Raw genomic sequence first — 21,078 nt, 5'->3', positions numbered from 1 at the left:
ATGTTTATCCTATAATTCCACGTAGGCGATCATCGAAAGCAGATAGGGCTGCTTTTGCTCCTTCCCCCATTGCGATCACAATCTGCTTGTAAGGCACATTGGTAACATCACCAGCAGCATATACTCCATGAATATTTGTTCGACAAAACTCATCTACCTTTATTTCATGGCGTGGGGTAAGCTCTAACTGATCTTTGAAGGGATTGCTGTTAGCAGCAAGACCTATCTGAACGAATACACCATCGAAAGCATATTCTTTTTCTTCTTCTGTGATACGATCCTTTACTTTTAAGGCTGTGAGTTTGCTTCCATCGCCTAATACTTCTGTAGTTTGGGCATTGGTATAAATATCTATGTTTATTATGTTGTGTGCCTTTTCTTGTAAAACATTATCGGCACGGAGTGTGTCGCCAAACTCGAATACTGTAACATGATTACAGATACCAGCGAGGTCGATAGCCGCTTCCATACCAGAATTTCCACCACCAATAACAGCAACATTCTTACCTTTATAAAATGGTCCATCACAGTGTTGACAGAAATGGATACCATGACCAATGTATTTTGCTTCATTCTTAACACCCAAATTACGCCATGCTGCACCCGTAGCAATAACAACTGCTGGTGCTTTAAATACTTCGCCACCTTTTACAACGATTTCTTTTTGGACGTCCTTGAGTTGAACATCGGTAATTTTACGGTGTTCGAACAAGTCGATATCATAAGTATTAAGATGTTTCTTTAAATCAGCAGCTAGTAGAGTTCCACTTGTTTCTGGAACAGAAATTAAGTTTTGAATACTTGTTGTATCATTTACCTGTCCACCAATGCGTTCTGCTATTACAGCTACCTTCAAACCTTTACGAGCAGTGTAAATAGCTGCAGCAGTACCAGCAGGACCACCACCTATAATAAGGGTGTCATATTCTCGTTCTATGGGTTCTACAGAATAATCTTCTTCACTTCCTACTTTATCTTCAAGCTTTTGAAGCAACATACCTAAGTCTCCACGCCCGATGTGGATAGCATCTTCTCCTAGATATACAGCAGGTACGCCTTGAATATTATGTTCGGCTACTTCCTTTTGAAATAATCCACCATCTACCATTTCATGTGAGATATTGGGATTGATAAGCGTCATCAAGTTGAGTGCCTGCACCACATCAGGACAATTTGTACATGTGAGTGATACATAAGTTCTCAAAGTAATTTTACCTTTCAAAGCTTTAATCCGTTGCTGAATAGTTTCATCAGGGAAGTTTTTACCTTGTCCGTCAGCGTTGAGAACAGCAAGGAGTAAAGAGGTAAATTCGTGTCCGTTAGGAATACCACGAAAACTAATACCAGTAGCAATATCGCCTTTGTATAAGGTAAAGTGGAGGTTTGCTCCAGCTTGTTCGGTATACTCAACTGATAATTGATCGGAGGTAGAAGCGAAGTCGTTTAAGAACGTTTTTAACTCTTGTTTTTTCTCATCATTTGTATCTACCGTAGCCTTAAACGTTATCTTCGATTTTAAAGAGGCAAAGATCTCCCTCACTTGTTTTAATATATTCTGGTCTAGCATGATTGTCCTTTCAAAAAATATGATTAGTTTTTGTTCGTCCTATTATGAAGTGATAAGAGCTTTAAGCAATGATTTTTCTTTCGTTTTAAGAAAGCATTGCATAAAGCTCTTTTCATATCTATAAAGTTTTAGTATAGCTTTTATTAGAGCTTACCTACTAAGTCAATACTTGGTGTCAATGTTTCTGCACCCTCGTTCCACTTAGCTGGGCAAACTTCTCCTGGATGAGCAGCAACAAATTGTGCTGCCTTTATTTTACGAACTAGTTCATCTGCATTACGTCCTACACTGTTGTCTTGAACTTCCATCAGCTTGATCAATCCTTCTGGATCTACAACAAATGTTCCACGATAAGCCACTCCCTCATCTTCCTTGAACACACCAAACCCTTTTGCCAATACAGCCAATGGATCGGCAAGCATAGTATATTTAATTTGCTTGATACGGTCAGAAGCATCAAACCATGCCTTGTGTACGAAATGAGTATCACAGCTTACAGAGAACACCTCTACACCCATCTTCTGAAGTTCTTCATACTTCTCTGAAAGATCGACTAGCTCTGTAGGACATACAAAAGTAAAGTCGGCTGGATAGAAGAAAAATACAGCCCATTTTCCTTTTATATCTTCATTAGAAACTGTTTTGAACTCACCATTTTGAAAAGCCTGAACTTTAAATTCAGGAGCTTGTGCGTTGATTACTGATTGCATAATTTTATTCCTTTATTTACTTTTATAAATGTTGTTTACTATATCTCTTTTACTTTAATCTTGCTTCCACAGTATTCCAATTTATAATCTGCCAAATAGCCGAGAGATGATCGGTACGCTTATTTTGATAATCCAAATAGTAAGCATGCTCCCAAACATCTATTCCTAAAATAGGATTTAGCCCTCTACGCAAAGGATTTCCACCATTAGCCTCTTGTGTTATAACAAGCTTACCATCTTTATCTTGAGATAGCCATGCCCAACCTGATCCAAAAATGGTACTAGCAGCCTTTGTAAATTGTAATTTAAAAGCCTCAAAGCTACCAAAGTTTTTATCAATGAGTTTTGCTAATTTGCCAGATGGCATATTATCCATCATAGGAGCTTGAAACTGTGTGAAATAGAGTATGTGGTTAAGCGTTTGCCCTGCGTTATTATACATAACACCTTCAGGTACACTCTTTACAAGCTCTTCTATGCTTTTACCTTCAAAATCTGTACCTTTTATTAATTTGTTAATCGTATTGACATAGCCCTGAAGATGCTTACCATAATGAAAATTAATAGTTTGCTCACTAATAACAGGTTCTAATGCATTTGGGGCGTATGGCAGTTTAGGCATTTCTATAGCCTTACCCATCATATATTGCTTTACCTGTGGAACCTCTGCATTATTCAAAGCACTCATCGGTGCTTGCAAACTCATTGCGAGGAGAATATTAGTTACTAGCATATTATTTATATTTTATATGTTGTTATTTGATGATGCAAAGTTAATAAAAGAGAGATAGCAAAATGAATGATTTTATTTATCAAGCAATAGACATTATCTATTATGTTATCTATCTTATTGATAATTAGAGCATAAAGCAATAAAATATTTTTTATGCGAATGTGTATATTTTATTTCTTAACTTTGCATTTTAGGAAAAAAGTAAGACAATGACACTACAACAACTAGAATATGTAATGGCAGTATATCGCCATAAACACTTTGCAAAGGCTGCCGAATATTGTAAAGTAACCCAACCCACATTGAGTTCGATGATCCAAAAACTGGAAGATGAACTTGGGGTGAAGATCTTTGACCGAAGAAGGCAACCCATTCAGCCCACTCCCATTGGGCAAATCATCATTGAGCGTGCATGGAATGTGCTAGTACGTGTAAAGCGGTTGAAAGAAGTAGTAGAAGAGGAAAAACATTCTTTTGCTGGTACCTTTCATCTTGCCGTATTACCAACGATTGCTCCTTATCTCATTCCTCGCTTCCTCCCTGCGTTAATGAACGATTACCCTAATATGGATATTCGTGTAACAGAACTTAAAACCGATGATATGCGAAGGGCTATTGTACGTGGAGAGGTCGATGCAGGAATATTGGCAAATATTGACGGATTAGGAGATTTTGAAAAGCGACATCTTTATTATGAGAAATTCTATGTATATGTAGCAAAGAATGATGAGCTATTTAACAGAGAAGCTATACGCACTGTTGATTTAAAGGGTGAATATCTTTGGTTGTTAGATGAGGGACATTGCTTCCGCGATCAGTTAGTGAAGTTCTGCTCACTAAAGTCGGCTATACATAGCAAGCGGACTTATAACCTTGGAAGTATCGAAACCTTTATGCGTATAGTAGAGAGTGGAAAGGGTGTTACTTTTATCCCAGAATTAGCCATTCCGCAACTTACAGATAAACAAACTGAACTTGTACGCCCTTTTGCTTATCCTATACCTTCGCGTGAGATTATTATGCTAACGGGCAAAAATTTTATTCGTAATCGCTTGCTCAACTTTCTTGTTACTTCTATTCAAGATGCGTTGCCAAAGGAAATGATCAAGTTAGGAAAAGAGCAAAAAGGGGTATAGCTCCTAAATGTACGTTGAAACAAAAGCCTAGTGGTGAAATATCAATTTTATTGCTGTCATCGAAAAGCGATGCTAAACATATAAGCCTAGATGCTGTAAGTACAACTTAGCTGTATAGCAAATAAATGCCTAATAAAAATAGAAAAGTAAACTATTTTTACTTATATCAATGTAGCAAATGAACAAATGAAAAGACACTGTATATAACTGACTAACAACAACTTAAAGTAGCAAAACAAAAAGGTCATCTTTTACCTCGCAAAAGATGACCTTTTTAACTACAAAAGCTTACCTTTTACCATGTAAAAGATAACCTATTACAAGGCAAAAGCTTAGCTTTTATTTTTGTGTTAAATATTTTCTAAATTCAAATAACTAATGATTGAATTTAAAGAACCTTACATCAAGTCCTAACAAAACATTATTCTTGCTCCTGACGATCTTGGATATGGTCGCCCTCTGTAGGCTGCATCTCCTCTTCAAAATCGGTAACACCTGCTTGAATCAAGATATTATACCACTGTATTAACTTCTTAATATCGCTGTTATGCACACGGTCGCGATCGAAAGTTGGCAATACTTCTGCAAAATAAGCTTGCAACTCCTTGGCAGAAGCCTTACGCCAATTGAGAGAGCTTACCTTACCTTCTTCTTTATCACGCACCTTTGCTAAAACCTCACCCAATGGCACATCCTCACTATCGGTGAACATTGCTATATCTGCAAGGCTTGTTACACGGTCAGTTGCAAACACAGGTTGGCGCTTGTTAGTACCGTCAAGTGCTTCTACAATAAGATTATTATTACCACGGCTTACAAGCTTGTAAAGACCAGGTTTACCAGAGATTGAAAGAATTGTCTGTAACATTTTCTCTTAATTTGTTTTATTATTAACTTATTTATTGTCTATTTTAGCGTTGCAAGCAATGTTGTTACCTGCTCTTCAAGATCACTCACGCCATCATTGATGATATTATAATCACTACGTGCTATCACCTGGCTCTGAGGTAATTGTTTTGCAATCCATGCGTGTGCTTTTTCCTCTGAAAGGTGATCACGCTGCATTATCCTTGCTATTCTAATCTCATCAGGGGCAGTAACACACACTACCTTATCTAACTGTATTCGTTTGTCGAAACCACTATCAAAAAGAATAGCACTCTCTATCCATTCATACCCCGACTGTTCAAAGTCGTATGCCACTGCTGGATGAACAATGTTATTGATGGCATCGGTGTGTTGGGCATCAGCAAGTAGGTATTGAGCTAAAACTCCTTTTTGCAAAACTCCACCTACAAAGATCGCTTTTCCAACGAGTCGGCTTAATTGTTGCTGAAGCTCTAGCGAGGTATGTATAAGGCGTTTAGCATGTGCATCACTATCATACACTGCTATACCATGCTGAGCTAGAAGCCTGCACACATAAGATTTTCCACTACCTATTCCACCCGTTATTGCTACCCTCATCGCTGCTCAATGACATAGTCTACAGCCGTCGTTGCAAGCTGCACATTGTGAATATCGACAGGTCTTGCAGCAATATATATCCGGCATTTGTCCGACTTTCCGCCTATGAGTTTGCTATAATCGGCTACTACCTTAAAACCTGTAGGCAACAACTCCTTTGTCTCGTTGTTTCTTGGCATTGAGCGCAAGCGGAAAGCAGCAACGATAAAGTTGACATTCACCTTACTTGGGAAAGTTCTTAACACCTTATCATCAGGTATATTAATAGCTTCAATAGGCACCGACACCGTTTCTTCTGTAAGCACATCAGGAATAAGCTTCATCTTCACTGTGCTAGGAATACACTTTGCGTGTGCTATCTTACGCAAGTTTACCTCCAGTTCCCTAGTATCGGTAATGTTAGTAATATGTAACTTCTCTGTATATACCCATTGGATACTATCCAATGTAGCCTTATCGGCATACACTGTAACCACTTCTGGATAGAAACGAGCATGGGCAAGATTATAATTCCCATTAGGAGCTATACTACCTAACAACCTTACAGGCACACGCTTATGTTGCCCCAAATTATAAGCAAAACTAAGATTGCTCATCTTTGTGGACACTATTCTTGTACTCTTATTTAGTTGAAACTGGAGTTGACGCTGAATATCAATCGACGAAATAACACCATACCCTTTCTCGTTATTGTACATTCGAAAGCTCACCAGCACTGGTTTAAATTCTTTTGTAAACTTATATGCCACAATGACAAAGCCCTTGTCGCGCACTGTAAAGCGAACTATAGAGTCGGGATCTTCTGTAATAACGACATTTTTAGGAATATCTATTAACTTCACCTTCGCCGTAAGTTCATATTCATACGTTTCATTCAAGGTCATCATCAACCAAAACCCACCACTTAAAGCTAGGAAGAACAAAAAAATCAGAAACTCCTTGCTGAATATTTTCAACAAGAAGTTCCTGATTGTATCTAATGTGAACATCGACCGAATAAATGTCATTACTTTACCACCTTATTATTAATAGGTGAAAATATGTTTTTTAATTATTTCTGAGCTTGTGCTTGAGATGCTTTTACATCAGCAAATACATAGCCCTTATCTACTGTGATCACAACCCCACGAGCAATCTCTATATCAATCTTACCTGTAGTAAGATCAATTCTTTTCACTGTGCCATAGATACCACCACCTGTAACAACAGAGTCGCCTTCCTTCAATGCGTTTTGAAAAGCACGTATTTCCTTTTGCTTCTTCTGTTGTGGACGAATCATAAAGAAATACATAATTACAAAGATGGCAACCATCATTAAAATCATAGGAAAGCCACCACTTTGTGCTTGACCTGCCAATAAAAGTTCTGTATTCATTGCTTATATTATATTATTATCTTAGTTATGAATTAAATTTCTATAAATTTGTTGCTAAAGCTCTTATTCACTCTCTTCAGGTCCTTCTACAGATGGATGAGAGTTACGCTTGTCTGTATGTCCCTTAATAAATCTGCGCTGACGAGGTTCTGGAATTGGCTTTAGCACCTTACCTGTTTCTACTAAATGGCGGGCAATACTGTCAAGCATTCCGTTAATATAACCACCACTACGAGGAGTGCTATATAACTTAGCAAGATTTACATACTCATTAATAGAAACACTAATAGGAATATTAGGGAAGTTGACAATCTCTGCTATAGCAATCTGCATAATAACAACATCCATGTAAGCAAGGCGCGAGAAATCCCAATTATGACTTGCTTCACTCATGTATTGTTGATAGGTCTCTGCATTCATAATTGTAGAACGGAAAAGATCAATAGCAAACTGACGATCTGCTATATCTTTAAACTCTGGTAATAGCTCTTGATCGGCACCATTAGCAGGGTCGAAACGTTTAATGGTTTTTACAACAAAGGTATCCACCACTTCCTTATCATCATTCCAATAAAGACTTTTATCTTCTAATGCAGCATCAAGCAGATCATTATTTTCTATAATAGAGCGATAAAGCTTGCGCCATAACTCACGATCGGCTTCATAAGTATCATCTTCACTTGCTATGTACTCGTTATAGACTTCGCTATTCTCTATACAATCACAAATTCTACGCACCACCTCAATATCATCACCCCAATGATAAGTTTGATTTGCTAAAAAAGCGTTCAACTGCTTATTCTCTTCTAACTGTAAAGCAAACTTGTTGTTTACAAAGCGCTCTGATGGCATTTGTAAGCCTTCACGCTCTGCTCGTTTACGCAAAATTTCGATGCGATGGCGTTCCTCTTCTGTAATCGCAACTATCAATCCCAAAAGAAAATTGTATAGATCATAAGCTTTTGAAAGACTTAATAGCAACTCTTTCTCTGCTGCATCCATATTGCGGTTACCATTCTGATAGTATCCATAGGTCAACTGAACAACCTTAATTCGAATTAATTCTCTGTTAATCATCTCGCGATTTACTTGTGTTTCTTTCAATATTTAATCAATGCAAATGTAGGAAAATTCCCACGCATGTACAAGTAAAAGATGCTATTTTCTATATTTTTCACCAATAAGTTGCTATATTTCCTAAAAAAGCAGTAACTTTGCAATGCTTTTTGCAAATTGAGAACAGAGAGGGCTGCATAATGCACGCCCAATTCTCGACAAGCATCTCAGTGTGTGATGGCGAATTAACATTCATATTAATTTAGAGTAACACAATTATGAAAGAAATTAAGTTGTCAGGTCAGAAGCGTAACGACCTTGGAAAGAAAGCTTCACGTTTAATGCGTAAGGAAGGTTTAGTACCATGTAACCTTTACGGTGAGAAGAAGGAAAACGGTATTCCTGTAGCATTATCATTCGCTTCTCCTATGTCAGAGCTTCGCAAGCTTGTTTACACTCCAAACATCTATGGTGTAGAACTAACAATTGATGGCGAGAAGCACTTGGCTATTATGAAAGATTTACAGTTCCACCCAACAACAGACGCTCTTTTGCACGTAGACTTCTATGAAGTAACCGAAGAAAAAGAAATTATTATGGGCGTTCCTGTTAAGCTTGCTGGTCTTGCACAAGGTGTTCGTGATGGTGGTCGTATGAATATGTCTATCCGCAAGATTAATGTAAAGGCTCCTTTCAACAAGATCCCTGAATTTCTAAGTATAGATGTTACTGCATTACAGCTTGGTAAGGCTATCAAGGTTGGTCAGTTGAGCTTCGAAGGTCTTGAGCTAGTAACTCCTAAGGAAGTAGTAGTTTGCTCTATTAAGGCTACACGTAATTCACGTACTGCTGCCGCAGCTGAGGCTGAATAATTAAGAATTTTATAAATATTAGTTCAACGACATTGGATAAATATTTAATTTGTGGTCTTGGTAACCCTGGTAACGAATACGAGGGTACTAGACATAACACAGGATTTATGGTATTGGACGCTTTAGCTAAAGCGTCCAATATTGTTTTTGAGGATAAGCGTTATGGCTTTGTCGCAGAGTTTACACTAAAGGGTAGAAAGATTATTCTTTTAAAGCCTACTACCTTTATGAACCTTTCGGGCAACGCTGTACGCTATTGGCTCAACAAGGAAAACATTGAACAAAGTAGGTTGCTTGTAATATCAGACGATGTGGCTCTTCCTCTTGGTGCTTTTCGCTTGAAAGGAAATGGATCAAATGGAGGACATAATGGTTTGGGAAACATTCAGCAACTTATTGGTCAAAACTATGCCCGACTACGAATGGGAGTAGGAAACAATTACCCTAGAGGTGGACAAGTGGATTGGGTCTTAGGGCATTATACTGACGAAGACATGAAGGAATTGCAACCTTCTATTGATTTAGCAGGTGAAATTATTAAAAGTTTTGTACTTGCAGGTCTTGACATCACGATGAATCAATATAATAAATTAGGTAAGAAATAACATGAGCGACATAGCACGAATAGATAAATGGCTTTGGGCTGCACGTATATTTAAAACGCGATCCTTAGCTTCTAATGCTTGTAAGAATGGACGTGTCAGTGTGGGTGGCATCAATCGCAAGCCTTCACACAATGTAAAAGTGGGTGATGTGGTAAGCGTTAAGAAATCACCTATTACGTATTCGTTTAAAGTTCTCAAAACCATTGAACAGCGTGTCGGAGCTAAATTCATACCAGAAGTTTACGAAAATGTTACCGAAGCTAAGCAATACGAACTGTTAGAAATGAGCCGTATTAGTGGCTTTGTAGATAGGGCAAGAGGCTCTGGACGTCCTACAAAGAAAGATCGCCGTGCTATGGATGCTTTCATTGATCCAACCGACTTTAATTTTGATGACGATGAAATGTTTGATGAAGAATAAATGATGAAACAACGCATAATAAGCTCCAAAAACTTCCAAACCGATTTGGCTATCGCTATCGCAGAATGTGAACATGATAAGACTTTTATCTTAGTAGATGAGCATACCAAAGAACTATGCTTACCACTTATTAAGAGTTTTCATGGCTTGAAGAAAGCAGATGTCATTACACTCAAAGCATCTGATTTGCATAAAGACCTTAACTCTCTTTCACATGTTTGGACTGCTTTACAAGCGTATGGAGCTACTCGTCATTCGTTGTTGATCAACCTTGGAGGGGGAATGATAACAGATCTTGGAGGCTTTGCTGCTTCCACTTTCAAACGTGGCATCAACTTTATCAATATCCCCACTACCCTACTTGCTATGGTAGATGCTAGTGTAGGCGGAAAGACAGGTATTAACTTTGGAGGTTTAAAAAATGAAATCGGTGTATTCAACGATTCAAGTTTTGTTATATTGAATACACAATGGTTGAAAACTTTAGACACTGAAAACATTCGAAGCGGGTATGCAGAGATGTTGAAGCATGGACTCATTGCCAATGAAACGATGTGGGCTGACCTTATCAACTTTGACCTCGCAAATCCTAATCTTGATCAATTAGATCCAATGTTAGCCAAGAGCGTTGAAATAAAAGAGAATATTGTAGAACAAGATCCTAAAGAAAAAAATATTCGCAAAGCCCTAAACCTTGGGCATACCTTTGGGCATGCTTTCGAAACTTGGGCAATGCACCGCACCCCTATCCTGCATGGATATGCTGTAGCTTATGGGCTCATCTCTGAACTTTTCATTGCAGCCACAAAGAGGGGCTTCCCTACAGATAAACTACGACAAACTGTTCGTTTCATTCGTGAATACTATGGTGTGCTTCCTATTACCTGCGACGATTATCTTGAACTCATTGAATACATGCACCACGATAAAAAGAATCGCAACAATGAAATCAATGTAACGCTTCTTACAGAAATAGGAAATATCCACATTGACCAAATTATTACAGAGGAAGAAGTTAAAGAAGCACTTGATTTTTTTAGAGAAGGGTAAATAGGAAATACCCCGATCTGTTTTAGATATTTTCCTATCAACACTTAGGAAAATCACCTTTTTCATACTGTTTTGTTTCATGTATATTTGCATAAGATAGGTTGCTCACAAAGAGAATACGAAAGAGTATATAATATCAACTATCGCTATCTTCGCAGCGTTGACTCGCGCAAAGCAAGATACAATGAAAGAGAATGGAAACATCGCAATAAAGGATGGAAACGCCATCACGACAACGGACGCCACTTAGGACACTATAAATATCACGGCAGATGGTAAAAGAATATTCGTCCCCCCCCCTTAGTGTTGCACTCAATATATCGTTCCAAATCCCTAGCAAAAACCTATCTTTGCTGGGGATTTTTCTATATAATTTCTTTGAGCATTAAATACTTTGCTCACATATTTAATAAAGTGCTAGCTGCACAGAATCTTTTTTTTAACGAAAATAAACAGTCTGGCGTGTAAAAAAGTGCATATAATTTCTTTGTGTGAAATATTATATTTACTTTTGAAACGCAATTGGCTCACAAGTGCGATCAAAAGGGAATCCATTCGTATTAAGAGCGACAAAGCTGGAAACCTACTATCATCGCAAGTTCTTCAAAACACTCCTTCAACTAGGTGTAGAAAGAAGACGCTTTGAAAATTAATTTAGGATACATGACAGTTAAAAGATAGCCACGCATAATCGGGGTGTTATTACTGTTCTTGTATACCACTATGATAATAATAACTAAGTAAATCTATTAATATAATTGTATCTAACTATGGAATTGGAAAAAGCGTATGCTGGAACGATGGAGTCTGGCGACATCTTCATCCAGATTTCGCCCTCCGAAGCTGAAGGGTTGCAAATCATTCTTGAAAGTTCCGTTGAATATCAGTTTGGCGGACAAATCAAGAAAGTAATCGGAGAAACATTAACTGGGTTAGGCATCGAAAATGCTATTGTGAAAGCTGTTGATAAAGGAGCTTTGGACTGTACCATTCGTGCCCGTGTAACTACCGCTGCAGTTCGTGCTACAGGCAAAGATGTATGGGCATAACCCTTATTACTAACATTTCATTATTAACCCTATGGAAAGATTAAGAAGAACGATGATGTTCATACCAGGCAACAATCCTAGTATGATGCAGGATGCTTATATTTACCACCCCGATTCTATCATGCTCGACCTTGAGGATTCGGTAACAATGGCAGAAAAAGATGCTGCCCGTATGTTGGTACACAATGCGCTAAAAACCATCGACTATGGAAATATAGAACGAGTAGTACGCATCAATCCCCTAAACACTCCTTATGGTAAGAAAGATGTTGAAGCCGTAGTGAAAGGTGGTGTAGATGTAATCCGAATGCCAAAGACCGAAACTGCCGATGAGGTGCGTGAAGTAGAGGCAGAAATAGAACGTGTGGAGAAAGAACTCGGTTGCGTAGGAAGAACTCAGATTATGGCTGCCATTGAGAGTGCCTTAGGTATTGTAAATGCTTACGATATTGCTACTGCATCTAAGAGAATGATGGGCATTGCATTAGGTGCTGAAGATTACAGTGCTAACCTCAAAACACAACGTACCAAAGAAGGAACAGAACTTCAACTAGCTCGCGAAACTATCGTGGTGGCTGCAAGAGCTGCTGGCATTGATGCACTTGACACTGTATTCTCTAATCTGAATGATATGGAAGCATTCCGCAATGAAGTAGAACTCATCAAGCGTATGGGCTTCGATGGAAAATCCATTATCAATCCACGTCAGATTGAGATTATCAATGAGGTTTTCGCACCAAAGGAGAAAGATATTGAGAAAGCTCGTACCATTCTCGCTGCCATTAAAGAGGCTGCCGAGAAAGGAAGTGGTGTAATCGCAGTAAACGGCAAGATGGTTGACCGTCCTGTAGTAATCAGAGCACAGCGTACCATCGATCTTGCCATCGCATCGGGTATCTTAACAAAGGAGGACATACAATGAACAACATACAGGAAAGAGCAGCTATGATAAAAGAGCAGGCTGCTAAATTAAATAAGAAAGTATATAATGATAATACTGCTCTGTCCAAAGCGATAGCCCCCAAAATGGATATGCAGAAGACTTGTAGCAAATTGGTTACATTGGAAGAAGCTATCCGCAAATCGGGGTTGAAAGACGGTATGACAATTTCTTTCCATCATCATTTCCGCGCTGGTGATAAGGTTGTGAATATGGTAGTAGATAAGTTAGCAGAGATGGGATTTAAGGATCTACATTTAGCAGCTTCTAGTCTTCAGGATGTTCATAAACCATTGATAGAACATATCAAGAATGGTGTGATTACAAAAATTTCCACATCAGGTTTGCGCGGCGACCTTGCTACCGAGATTTCTCATGGTTTGATGAAAGAGCCTGTCATCTTCCGTTCACACGGTGGTCGTGGCAGTGCCATCAAGAACGATGAATTGCACATTGATGTAGCTTTCTTGGGCGCATCATCGTCCGATCCTTTGGGCAATGCTTGCGGATATTCTAGCTCAGAGAATGCAAAATCTATCTGCGGTTCTTTAGGTTATGCACTTCCTGACGCTCAGAATGCAGATAAGGTTGTAATCCTGACAGACGACCTCGTAGCATTTCCAAATATCCATAACGCCATTTCAGAAGCTAATGTTGATTTTGTTGTTGTAGTGGATTCAGTTGGCGACTCTTCTAAGATTTCTTCAGGTGCTATTCGTGACACTAAGAATCCACGAGACATCCTCCTTGCACAACAAGCTGCAAAGGTGATTATTAATAGTGGTTATTTTAAGAATGGTTTCTCCATTCAGACTGGTTCAGGCGGTGCCTCATTAGCTGCTGTGAAATACATTCGTGAGTGTATGATTGATCAAGGTATAAAGGCAAGCTTTGCTCTCGGAGGTATTACTGCCCATATGGTGAAGATGCACAATGAAGGACTAATTGATCGTCTCATAGATGTACAGTCGTTCGACAAAGTAGCTGCAGAGTCGTTGAAGAACGATCCAATGCATAAAGGAGTTTCAGCTAACGAATATGCTTCTGCCGATGAAGCAGGTTCTGCAACCCACTATCTTGACATCGTTATCCTCTCTGCCCTTGAAGTGGATATTAATTTCAATGTCAATGTTCTCGTAGGAAGCGATGGTATTATTCGTGGTGCCATAGGTGGACACCCAGATACGGCTGCCGACTCAGCGCTATCTATTATCGTTTGTCCTTTGCTTCGTGGCAGAATACCTTGTGTTGTAGAGAACGTAACAACTCTAATTACTCCTGGATCTACCGTAGATGTTGTTGTTACAGAATATGGCATAGCTGTAAACCCACGCCGTCCTGAAATAGCAGAAAGACTAAAGAAAGCTGGTTTGAACATCGTGGATATTCAAATACTCAAAGAGCAGGCACACAAGATTATCGGTGATGCCGATCCATTGCCATTCGGCGATAAAGTAGTGGGCGTGGTAATGAACCGCGATGGCTCTGTAATGGATGTTATCCGCAATATTGTAGATTAAAAACTACATTAATACATCATGACAACGAGAAGAATTACACTTAACGAACTCCTACAAAGCCGTGAGCAACGATGGGCAAAGCAACTAGAACTTATCAATGCCTATCCCTATACTACATTAGTATGCCTTACGGTTATCATGCCTGGGAATGTTAAGCGTAATTCTCTATCGTTGACAGTTGCTCATGCGGCAGTGGAGGCTATTCAGCAGCACTTTATGGGAAATACGATAGATTTGCAAAAACGCGACCTAGAAACAGGCTACGAGGCTTATCTGCTCACCACGCTCCCAAAAGAAAAAGCTAAACACATCGCCTGCCAAATAGAAGATTCTCACCCCTTAGGGCGTCTATTCGATGTAGATGTAATCAACGAGGAGGGGCATCCAATACCTCGTTTAGCAATTGGCGAAGCACCACGCAAATGCCTGATCTGCGATAATGAGGCTCGTTATTGTATGCGCAATCACACCCACACCCAAGAAGAATTACAGCATAAAATAGCCCAAATGATTGAAGCCTATGTTCGGAGAGTATGAAATTCGAGAGTTACCGCTTTCTCTGGAACCGATTCGCCAAAAGGTAGAATCTTTCCTTGCAGACAATGCGCTACGCTTGGAAGATGTTGATGTGTATGCTGCGGTCTTTGCTAACGGTGGGGAGGAAATCCTTGCTGGCGGAGGCTTATGTGGCAATACTATCAAGTGTGTGGCTGTGGACGAAACTTTGCGTGGTACAGGTATGGGAGCAAAACTTATTTCCCATTTGGTATGTCTAGCATCTACAAAAGGATGTTCCTCGATCAAGGTTTTCACCAAACCTGACAATGTATCAATCTTTTCCAGCCTTGGTTTCCAAACGCTCGCCACCGCACCACAAGCTATATTTATGGAGAATGGTGGACATATAAACGATTATTGCAAAGATTTGAAGAGGCTGTATGATATTATTGAAAAAGAAGCTATTCCAACAGATGGCAATAACACTGATTTGAAAAATGATTGCAAAAGTTCAGTAAGTTCTTGTCATACGAAAAAGCGAGGTATCATCGTGATGAATGCCAATCCCTTTACACGTGGACACCGTTATTTGGTGGAACAGGCAGCCAAAGAGGTAGCACACTTGCTTGTAATGGTGGTGAGAGAAGATAAATCGCTATTTGCGTACGAAGAACGTAAAGCTATGGTAACAGCAGGATGTACAGATCTACAGAATGTTACCGTATGCGATGGCAGTCGATATGTCATTTCGTCTGACACGTTCCCCACCTACTTCCTCAAACGTATTGACGACGCTACTGATACACAGATACAACTCGACTTGAACCTTTTTGCCGACCACATTGCTCCAGCATTGAATATCAGTGTTCGATTTGTGGGAAGTGAGCCCACCGACTCGCTCACAAGACGATATAACCAACTGATGCACAAGATACTTCCTACGAAAGGAATAGAAGTAAGGGAAATAGAGCGTTTGCAAATGGATCATACGACGTATGAACACTCTACCGAAAACACTGATAGTGTTGTGAGTGCAAGCAAACTCAGGAAGAACCTATCAGAAAGAAAGTTCCTTACTGCTGCAGATATCGCTTATCCTACCACCATACCTTATATTATAGCGGAGCTAGCTGAAAAGGCTCTCCACGACGAATTAGAAACAACTCCCAAACCAGGACTTGTTGACTGCAAAGACAATGGCGCACACCACGACATGGACTTCCTTTTGATGGATAAGAGTATCAAAGCACTACGCCCCTATTTTGTATGTCTAGCGCAAAGCGGTTTCCAAACCGACTTACCGTCCTATGACGAAATCAGGCGCATTGGTGTGAAAGCAGAGACAGCGATGTTCCATGCTACGCATGGTGTGAACACCTATAAGGGTGCGCTTTTTGCAATAGGGTTGACTATCGTATCGGCAGCTCATGTCTATTATGAGAAGAAAGTCATTGATATCGAACTCCTTAGGCATAATATTTCCACACTAGCCCGACAGTTTCCTAAAACAAAAGGAACGCACGGAGAGATGGTTGTCTCACACTATCATGTTACAGGTGCAAGAGAACATGCTTGCGAAGCCTTTCCACAACTATTTGCCCAGTGGCTACCGTTCTTTGGGAATTGCGCAACCGATCCTTATCGCTTCCACAAGACCCTCCTTTTTATTATGTATTCGCTCAACGATACCAACGTGTTCTATCGTGGTGGCGAGAAAGCTGTAAAAGAAACTAAAGAGCGGTCAGGTATTTTATTGAAAAACTTTACTTTAGATGGATTAGAGGCGATGAACCGCTGGATGATCCAAGAGAACATCTCACCAGGAGGCAGTGCGGACATGCTATCACTCACCGCTTTCATCCATAGTTTGCAATATTAAGAACTTGAACTAATAATAACTTTTAAATTTCTATTATGATTGAATTAATGAAGCAAGGCGTATATCTCCTCAATGGTAAGGAAATAGTTACCAAGAGCGAGGGTATGCCTTCACCTGAACAAGCAAGAGAAAACACGATTACCTATGGTATTCTGCGTTCACACGACGTAACAGGTAACAAGAGTAACAAAATGCGCATCAAGTTTGATGCCATGATGTCGCACGATATTACCTACGTTGGTATCATCCAAACAGCACGTGCTAGCGGTTTGAAGAAATTCCCACTACCATATGCTATGACCAACTGCCATAACTCACTGTGTGCTGTTGGTGGAACTATCAACGAGGACGACCATATCTTTGGTCTTTCTGCAGCCAAAAAATACGGTGGTATCTATGTTCCCACCAACCTTGCTGTTATCCACCAATATGCTCGCGAGGCGATGGTGAAATGCGGCAATATGATCTTAGGTTCAGACAGTCATACACGCTACGGCTCACTAGGAAATATGGGTGTCGGCGAAGGCGGTGGAGAGTTGGTAAAACAGTTACTTGAAAATACTTGGGATATCAATGCCCCTGAAGTGGTTTTGGTATGGCTTGAGGGCAAACCTCGCAGAGGTATTGGGCCTCATGATGTTGCCATTTCCTTGGTGAAGGCTGTGTTTGAGAGTGGCTTTGTAAAGAACAAGGTATTGGAATTTGCTGGACCTGGCGTTGCCAATCTGCCTATTGACTTCCGTAACGGTATTGATATTATGACCACAGAGACTACTTGTCTAAGTTCGATTTGGATTACTGATGATACCGTAAAGAAGCACTACGAGCAACACAATCGCCCAGAGGCATTCAAGGTGTTAGAACCTGGCAAGGTGGCTTACTACGACTCTATGATCCGCATCGACCTATCTAAGCAAGAGTCTATGATAGCTCTCCCTTATCACCCATCTAACGCATTTTCTATCCACGAACTACAAGCCAACCCTGTTGAGATTCTTCGTCAGGTAGAAGAAGATACCAAGAAGCGTTTCGGCGACAAGGTGGATGTACATCTCGTTGATAAGGTGAAGAATGGAAAGGTAATGGCAGACCAGGGTATTATTGCTGGATGTGCAGGTGGTACTTATGGCAACCTCAGCGAAGCTGCAGCCATTCTAAAGAGCAAGTCTGTGGGTAACGACTACTTCACTATGTCAGCTTATCCTCAGTCGGTGCCAGTATATATGTCGGTTACACGCAACAAGATTGCAGAGGAATTGCTCGAAGCAGGTGTGATTATCAAACCTGCATTTTGCGGTCCTTGCTTCGGTGCAGGCGATGTACCTTCAAATAACGGCTTGAGTATTCGCCACACCACGCGTAACTTCCCTAATCGTGAAGGTTCTAAGCCTGGTCAAGGACAAATTTCACTCGTGGCATTAATGGATGCTCGTTCTATTGCTGCCACCGCTGCTAATGGTGGTGTTATCACAGCCGCTACTGATCTTGAGTACAATGATCAGCACGCAGGATATGATTTCGATGCTAAGATTTACGAGAACCGTGTTTATTACGGATATGGTAAGGCAGATGCCTCACAGGAATTGCGCTATGGACCAAATATCAAGGACTGGCCAAAAATGTATCCTATGCAGGACAATATGCTCTTGGAATTGGCAGCCGTTATTCACGATCCAGTAACAACTACTGACGAGTTAATTCCTTCGGGCGAGACATCAAGTTACCGCTCTAATCCGCTCAAGCTCTCCGAGTTTGCCCTTTCACGCCGAGTTCCTGAATATGTAGGAATCAGTAAGCGTATTCAACAGGAGGATTTGGAACGCCGCAATGGCAAATGCCCACAGCACATTGCCGATGCTTTGGCTAAAGTGAATGCCAAGCCAGAAGATACTTCATTCGGTTCGTGTGTATTTGCTAATCGTCCTGGTGATGGTTCTGCTCGCGAGCAGGCAGCTTCTTGCCAAAAAGTATTGGGTGGCGACGCTAACATCTGCTTCGAGTATGCCACCAAACGTTACCGCAGCAACTGTATCAATTGGGGCATCGTGCCTTTCACTCTTGATGCAGATGCTAAGTTTGAATATACTTCTGGCGATATGGTATTCATTCCTGGCATTCGTGAGGCTATCGTTTCTGGCAAGGAAGAAATCAATGGCAAGGTGATTACTGCCAATGGCATAAAAGACATTCATCTTAACTTCACCAACCTCACTGCCGACGAGCGCTCAATTTTGGTGGAAGGTTGCCTGATGAATTATTACGCTGCCCAAAATAAAACGAGAAATTAATAAATTTATAATATTTTTTAACTAACAAACCTAGATATGGAAAAAATAAAGATGACCACTCCGTTGGTGGAGATGGACGGTGATGAGATGACAAGAATCTTGTGGAAAATGATTAAGGACGAATTGATTCTGCCTTTTGTTGACCTCAAAGCTGAATATTACGACTTGGGACTTGTACATCGCGATGAAACCAATGACCAAGTTACGATCGATTCTGCCGAAGCTACCAAGAAATATGGTGTAGCTGTAAAGTGTGCTACCATCACTCCTAACGCTCAGCGTATGGATGAATACAAACTACACGAAATGTGGAAGAGCCCTAACGGAACTATCCGCTCTATCCTTGACGGTACTGTATTTCGCGCACCTATCACTATTCCTTCTATTCACCCATCGGTGAAGAGCTGGGAGAAGCCTATCACTATTGCACGTCATGCTTATGGCGATGTATATAAAGGTGTAGAACTCCGTGTAAACGAGCCGGGAACAGCTAAGTTGGTATTCGAAGGTGCTAGTGGTAAGAAAGAAGAAGTTGTCATTCAAGAATTCAAGGGAGAAGGCATTATTCAGGGTATGCACAACACAGATAAGTCTATCCGTTCATTCGCACACTCTTGCTTCAAATTTGCACTCGACACCAATCAAGATGTTTGGTTCTCAACAAAGGATACCATTTCTAAGAAATACGATGCTCGTTTCCGTGAAATTTTCCAAGAAGTATTCGAGAAAGACTACGAGGAAGAGTTCAACAAGAAGGGTCTTGAGTATTTCTACACCCTTATCGATGACGCTGTTGCTCGCGTAATCCGCAGCAAGGGTGGTTTCATTTGGGCTTGTAAAAACTACGATGGTGATGTAATGAGTGATATGGTTTCTACAGCATTTGGCTCTCTTGCTATGATGAGCAGTGTACTCGTTAGTCCTGATGGCAACTACGAATATGAAGCAGCACATGGTACCGTTACACGCCACTATTACAATTATTTGAAAGGGCAAGAGACCTCAACCAACCCAATGGCAACTATCTTCGCTTGGTCTGGTGCATTGCGCAAACGTGGCGAGCTAGACAACCTACCTGAGTTGATAAACTTCGGCAATCAGTTGGAAGGCGCATGCTTTGATACTTTAAACGAAGGCATTGTAACCAAAGACCTTGTGAACCTGATGGAAGGAGTAACACCAACACAAGTAAACTCGGCTGGGTTTATCGGTGCAATTCGTGAAAGATTAGCTAAACGTCTAGGCTAGATTTTAGATCCGTAGCAGTTCGGCATTCGTCGCTTGCTTATTCTTCATATTAGCAAGCACGAGTGCCGATTTTTTTATATTGTTTTCTGGGCTTATATGACAAAATTCTTTATTTTTAGATTAAGTAAACTATACGGATATCCCCACTAAATTTCTACTGACCCTTGAAAAGGTCACCTGAAGGTCTCCTGTGAGCAAACAAAAAGGAGCTACATTTCCGTAACTCCTTGATATTCAATGTGGACCAGCCTGAACTAATCCACAATATGTCCTTATCGCTGTTAGCTAAATATTTACCTTTTTGTACTGACAGTCTCTGTAGCAGAAATGTAGCAGCAAACTGACTGGTTTATGACCGCTATTTTGACTATCTGTTGAAAGCACGTTCACTCCCATTCTCGGAGTACAAAGTTAGATCTTTTTGTTTATATCTCCAAATCTTTGTGCCATAAATATTTAGAGATTTTACTGCTACATTTTCCAGTGCAAGATGCAAGCCCTTATATATAAAGGGACTTGCACCTTGCACTGGAGTTTTACAAAACAATAATAATTATACAAAGATATAAGAGTGATAAAATGTTTTAGATTTAGTTCGTTATATTTATTGGTACACTGTGTATTCCGCTACTAACAAACAAACTTGCACCGTCTGCAAGACGGA

General features: G+C 40.2%; 21 protein-coding genes. 13 read left to right on the top strand and 8 right to left on the bottom strand.

What is annotated here, in order from left to right; translation table 11 throughout:
- Window positions 1–4 precede the first annotated feature (4 nt).
- The 3 genes from ahpF to PREBIDRAFT_RS07965 form a co-directional block, all read right to left on the bottom strand.
- Entirely contained in the window at window positions 5–1,567 is a 1,563-nt protein-coding gene (ahpF, locus tag PREBIDRAFT_RS07975) for an alkyl hydroperoxide reductase subunit F (protein ID WP_004335639.1), read from the bottom strand.
- A gap of 143 nt (window positions 1,568–1,710) precedes the next feature.
- Complete coding sequence (gene ahpC / locus PREBIDRAFT_RS07970) at window positions 1,711–2,277, bottom strand: alkyl hydroperoxide reductase subunit C (protein ID WP_004335638.1); 567 nt, start codon at window positions 2,275–2,277, stop codon at window positions 1,711–1,713.
- Between the two features lie 49 nt (window positions 2,278–2,326).
- Window positions 2,327–2,965, bottom strand: a complete 639-nt coding sequence (locus PREBIDRAFT_RS07965; RefSeq protein ID WP_316904548.1) for a superoxide dismutase — start codon at window positions 2,963–2,965, stop codon at window positions 2,327–2,329.
- Between the two features lie 254 nt (window positions 2,966–3,219).
- Here PREBIDRAFT_RS07965 and PREBIDRAFT_RS07960 point away from each other — a divergent pair, with 254 nt between their 5' ends.
- Window positions 3,220–4,146 carry a hydrogen peroxide-inducible genes activator gene (locus PREBIDRAFT_RS07960; RefSeq protein ID WP_004335636.1) on the top strand — a complete coding sequence of 309 codons (927 nt, stop codon included), beginning with the start codon at window positions 3,220–3,222 and terminating at the stop codon, window positions 4,144–4,146.
- A gap of 421 nt (window positions 4,147–4,567) precedes the next feature.
- Here PREBIDRAFT_RS07960 and PREBIDRAFT_RS07955 read toward each other — a convergent pair whose 3' ends face one another.
- The 5 genes from PREBIDRAFT_RS07955 to nusB all read right to left on the bottom strand — a co-directional run bounded on the left by PREBIDRAFT_RS07955 (window position 4,568) and on the right by nusB (window position 8,065).
- Entirely contained in the window at window positions 4,568–5,014 is a 447-nt protein-coding gene (locus PREBIDRAFT_RS07955) for a DUF5606 family protein (RefSeq protein WP_004335635.1), read from the bottom strand.
- Between the two features lie 38 nt (window positions 5,015–5,052).
- Window positions 5,053–5,613: a dephospho-CoA kinase gene (gene coaE, locus PREBIDRAFT_RS07950; RefSeq protein ID WP_004335634.1), complete on the bottom strand. Its 561-nt coding sequence runs from the start codon at window positions 5,611–5,613 to the stop codon at window positions 5,053–5,055.
- The gene (locus PREBIDRAFT_RS07945; protein ID WP_004339640.1) at window positions 5,610–6,620 is read right to left on the bottom strand and encodes a CdaR family protein; all 1,011 of its coding nucleotides are present in this window, start codon (window positions 6,618–6,620) and stop codon (window positions 5,610–5,612) included. The genes coaE and PREBIDRAFT_RS07945 overlap by 4 nt, the downstream gene beginning before the upstream one ends.
- A gap of 44 nt (window positions 6,621–6,664) precedes the next feature.
- Complete coding sequence (gene yajC / locus PREBIDRAFT_RS07940) at window positions 6,665–6,988, bottom strand: preprotein translocase subunit YajC (protein WP_004335630.1); 324 nt, start codon at window positions 6,986–6,988, stop codon at window positions 6,665–6,667.
- A gap of 63 nt (window positions 6,989–7,051) precedes the next feature.
- Entirely contained in the window at window positions 7,052–8,065 is a 1,014-nt protein-coding gene (gene nusB, locus PREBIDRAFT_RS07935; protein ID WP_004335628.1) for a transcription antitermination factor NusB, read from the bottom strand.
- Window positions 8,066–8,322: 257 nt separating this feature from the next.
- Between nusB and PREBIDRAFT_RS07930 the strand changes: the two genes are divergently transcribed.
- The 12 genes from PREBIDRAFT_RS07930 to PREBIDRAFT_RS07880 all read left to right on the top strand — a co-directional run bounded on the left by PREBIDRAFT_RS07930 (window position 8,323) and on the right by PREBIDRAFT_RS07880 (window position 20,414).
- The gene (locus PREBIDRAFT_RS07930) at window positions 8,323–8,916 is read left to right on the top strand and encodes a 50S ribosomal protein L25/general stress protein Ctc (protein ID WP_004335625.1); all 594 of its coding nucleotides are present in this window, start codon (window positions 8,323–8,325) and stop codon (window positions 8,914–8,916) included.
- A gap of 32 nt (window positions 8,917–8,948) precedes the next feature.
- Entirely contained in the window at window positions 8,949–9,521 is a 573-nt protein-coding gene (gene pth, locus PREBIDRAFT_RS07925; RefSeq protein ID WP_004335623.1) for an aminoacyl-tRNA hydrolase, read from the top strand.
- 1 nt (window position 9,522) lies between these two features.
- On the top strand, window positions 9,523–9,942 hold the full coding sequence (locus PREBIDRAFT_RS07920; protein ID WP_004335621.1) for an RNA-binding S4 domain-containing protein: 420 nt from the start codon (window positions 9,523–9,525) through the stop codon (window positions 9,940–9,942).
- Window positions 9,943–9,945: 3 nt separating this feature from the next.
- The gene (gene aroB / locus PREBIDRAFT_RS07915; RefSeq protein ID WP_004339636.1) at window positions 9,946–10,992 is read left to right on the top strand and encodes a 3-dehydroquinate synthase; all 1,047 of its coding nucleotides are present in this window, start codon (window positions 9,946–9,948) and stop codon (window positions 10,990–10,992) included.
- Between the two features lie 72 nt (window positions 10,993–11,064).
- The gene (locus tag PREBIDRAFT_RS11465) at window positions 11,065–11,271 is read left to right on the top strand and encodes a hypothetical protein (RefSeq protein ID WP_155114381.1); all 207 of its coding nucleotides are present in this window, start codon (window positions 11,065–11,067) and stop codon (window positions 11,269–11,271) included.
- A 491-nt stretch (window positions 11,272–11,762) separates the two neighbouring features.
- Window positions 11,763–12,041, top strand: a complete 279-nt coding sequence (gene citD, locus PREBIDRAFT_RS07910; RefSeq protein ID WP_004335614.1) for a citrate lyase acyl carrier protein — start codon at window positions 11,763–11,765, stop codon at window positions 12,039–12,041.
- 31 nt (window positions 12,042–12,072) lie between these two features.
- A complete protein-coding gene (gene citE / locus PREBIDRAFT_RS07905; RefSeq protein ID WP_004335611.1) occupies window positions 12,073–12,963 on the top strand; it encodes a citrate (pro-3S)-lyase subunit beta in 891 nt (296 codons plus the stop codon).
- Window positions 12,960–14,501 (top strand): citrate lyase subunit alpha, encoded by a 1,542-nt coding sequence (gene citF, locus PREBIDRAFT_RS07900; RefSeq protein WP_004335609.1) that lies wholly within the window; start codon window positions 12,960–12,962, stop codon window positions 14,499–14,501. Before citE ends, citF begins: the two co-directional genes overlap by 4 nt.
- A gap of 18 nt (window positions 14,502–14,519) precedes the next feature.
- Entirely contained in the window at window positions 14,520–15,038 is a 519-nt protein-coding gene (gene citX / locus PREBIDRAFT_RS07895) for a citrate lyase holo-[acyl-carrier protein] synthase (protein WP_004335607.1), read from the top strand.
- Window positions 15,022–16,878: a triphosphoribosyl-dephospho-CoA synthase gene (locus PREBIDRAFT_RS07890; RefSeq protein WP_004335605.1), complete on the top strand. Its 1,857-nt coding sequence runs from the start codon at window positions 15,022–15,024 to the stop codon at window positions 16,876–16,878. The genes citX and PREBIDRAFT_RS07890 overlap by 17 nt, the downstream gene beginning before the upstream one ends.
- Before the next feature lie 35 nt (window positions 16,879–16,913).
- Complete coding sequence (locus tag PREBIDRAFT_RS07885; RefSeq protein WP_004335603.1) at window positions 16,914–19,166, top strand: hydratase; 2,253 nt, start codon at window positions 16,914–16,916, stop codon at window positions 19,164–19,166.
- 36 nt (window positions 19,167–19,202) lie between these two features.
- Window positions 19,203–20,414 (top strand): NADP-dependent isocitrate dehydrogenase, encoded by a 1,212-nt coding sequence (locus PREBIDRAFT_RS07880; RefSeq protein ID WP_004335601.1) that lies wholly within the window; start codon window positions 19,203–19,205, stop codon window positions 20,412–20,414.
- Window positions 20,415–21,078: the final 664 nt, after the last annotated feature.

The organism is Prevotella bivia DSM 20514 (assembly GCF_000262545.1).
In the GTDB taxonomy this organism is placed as follows: domain Bacteria; phylum Bacteroidota; class Bacteroidia; order Bacteroidales; family Bacteroidaceae; genus Prevotella; species Prevotella bivia.
This window is presented reverse-complemented; position numbering and strand designations above follow the sequence as displayed.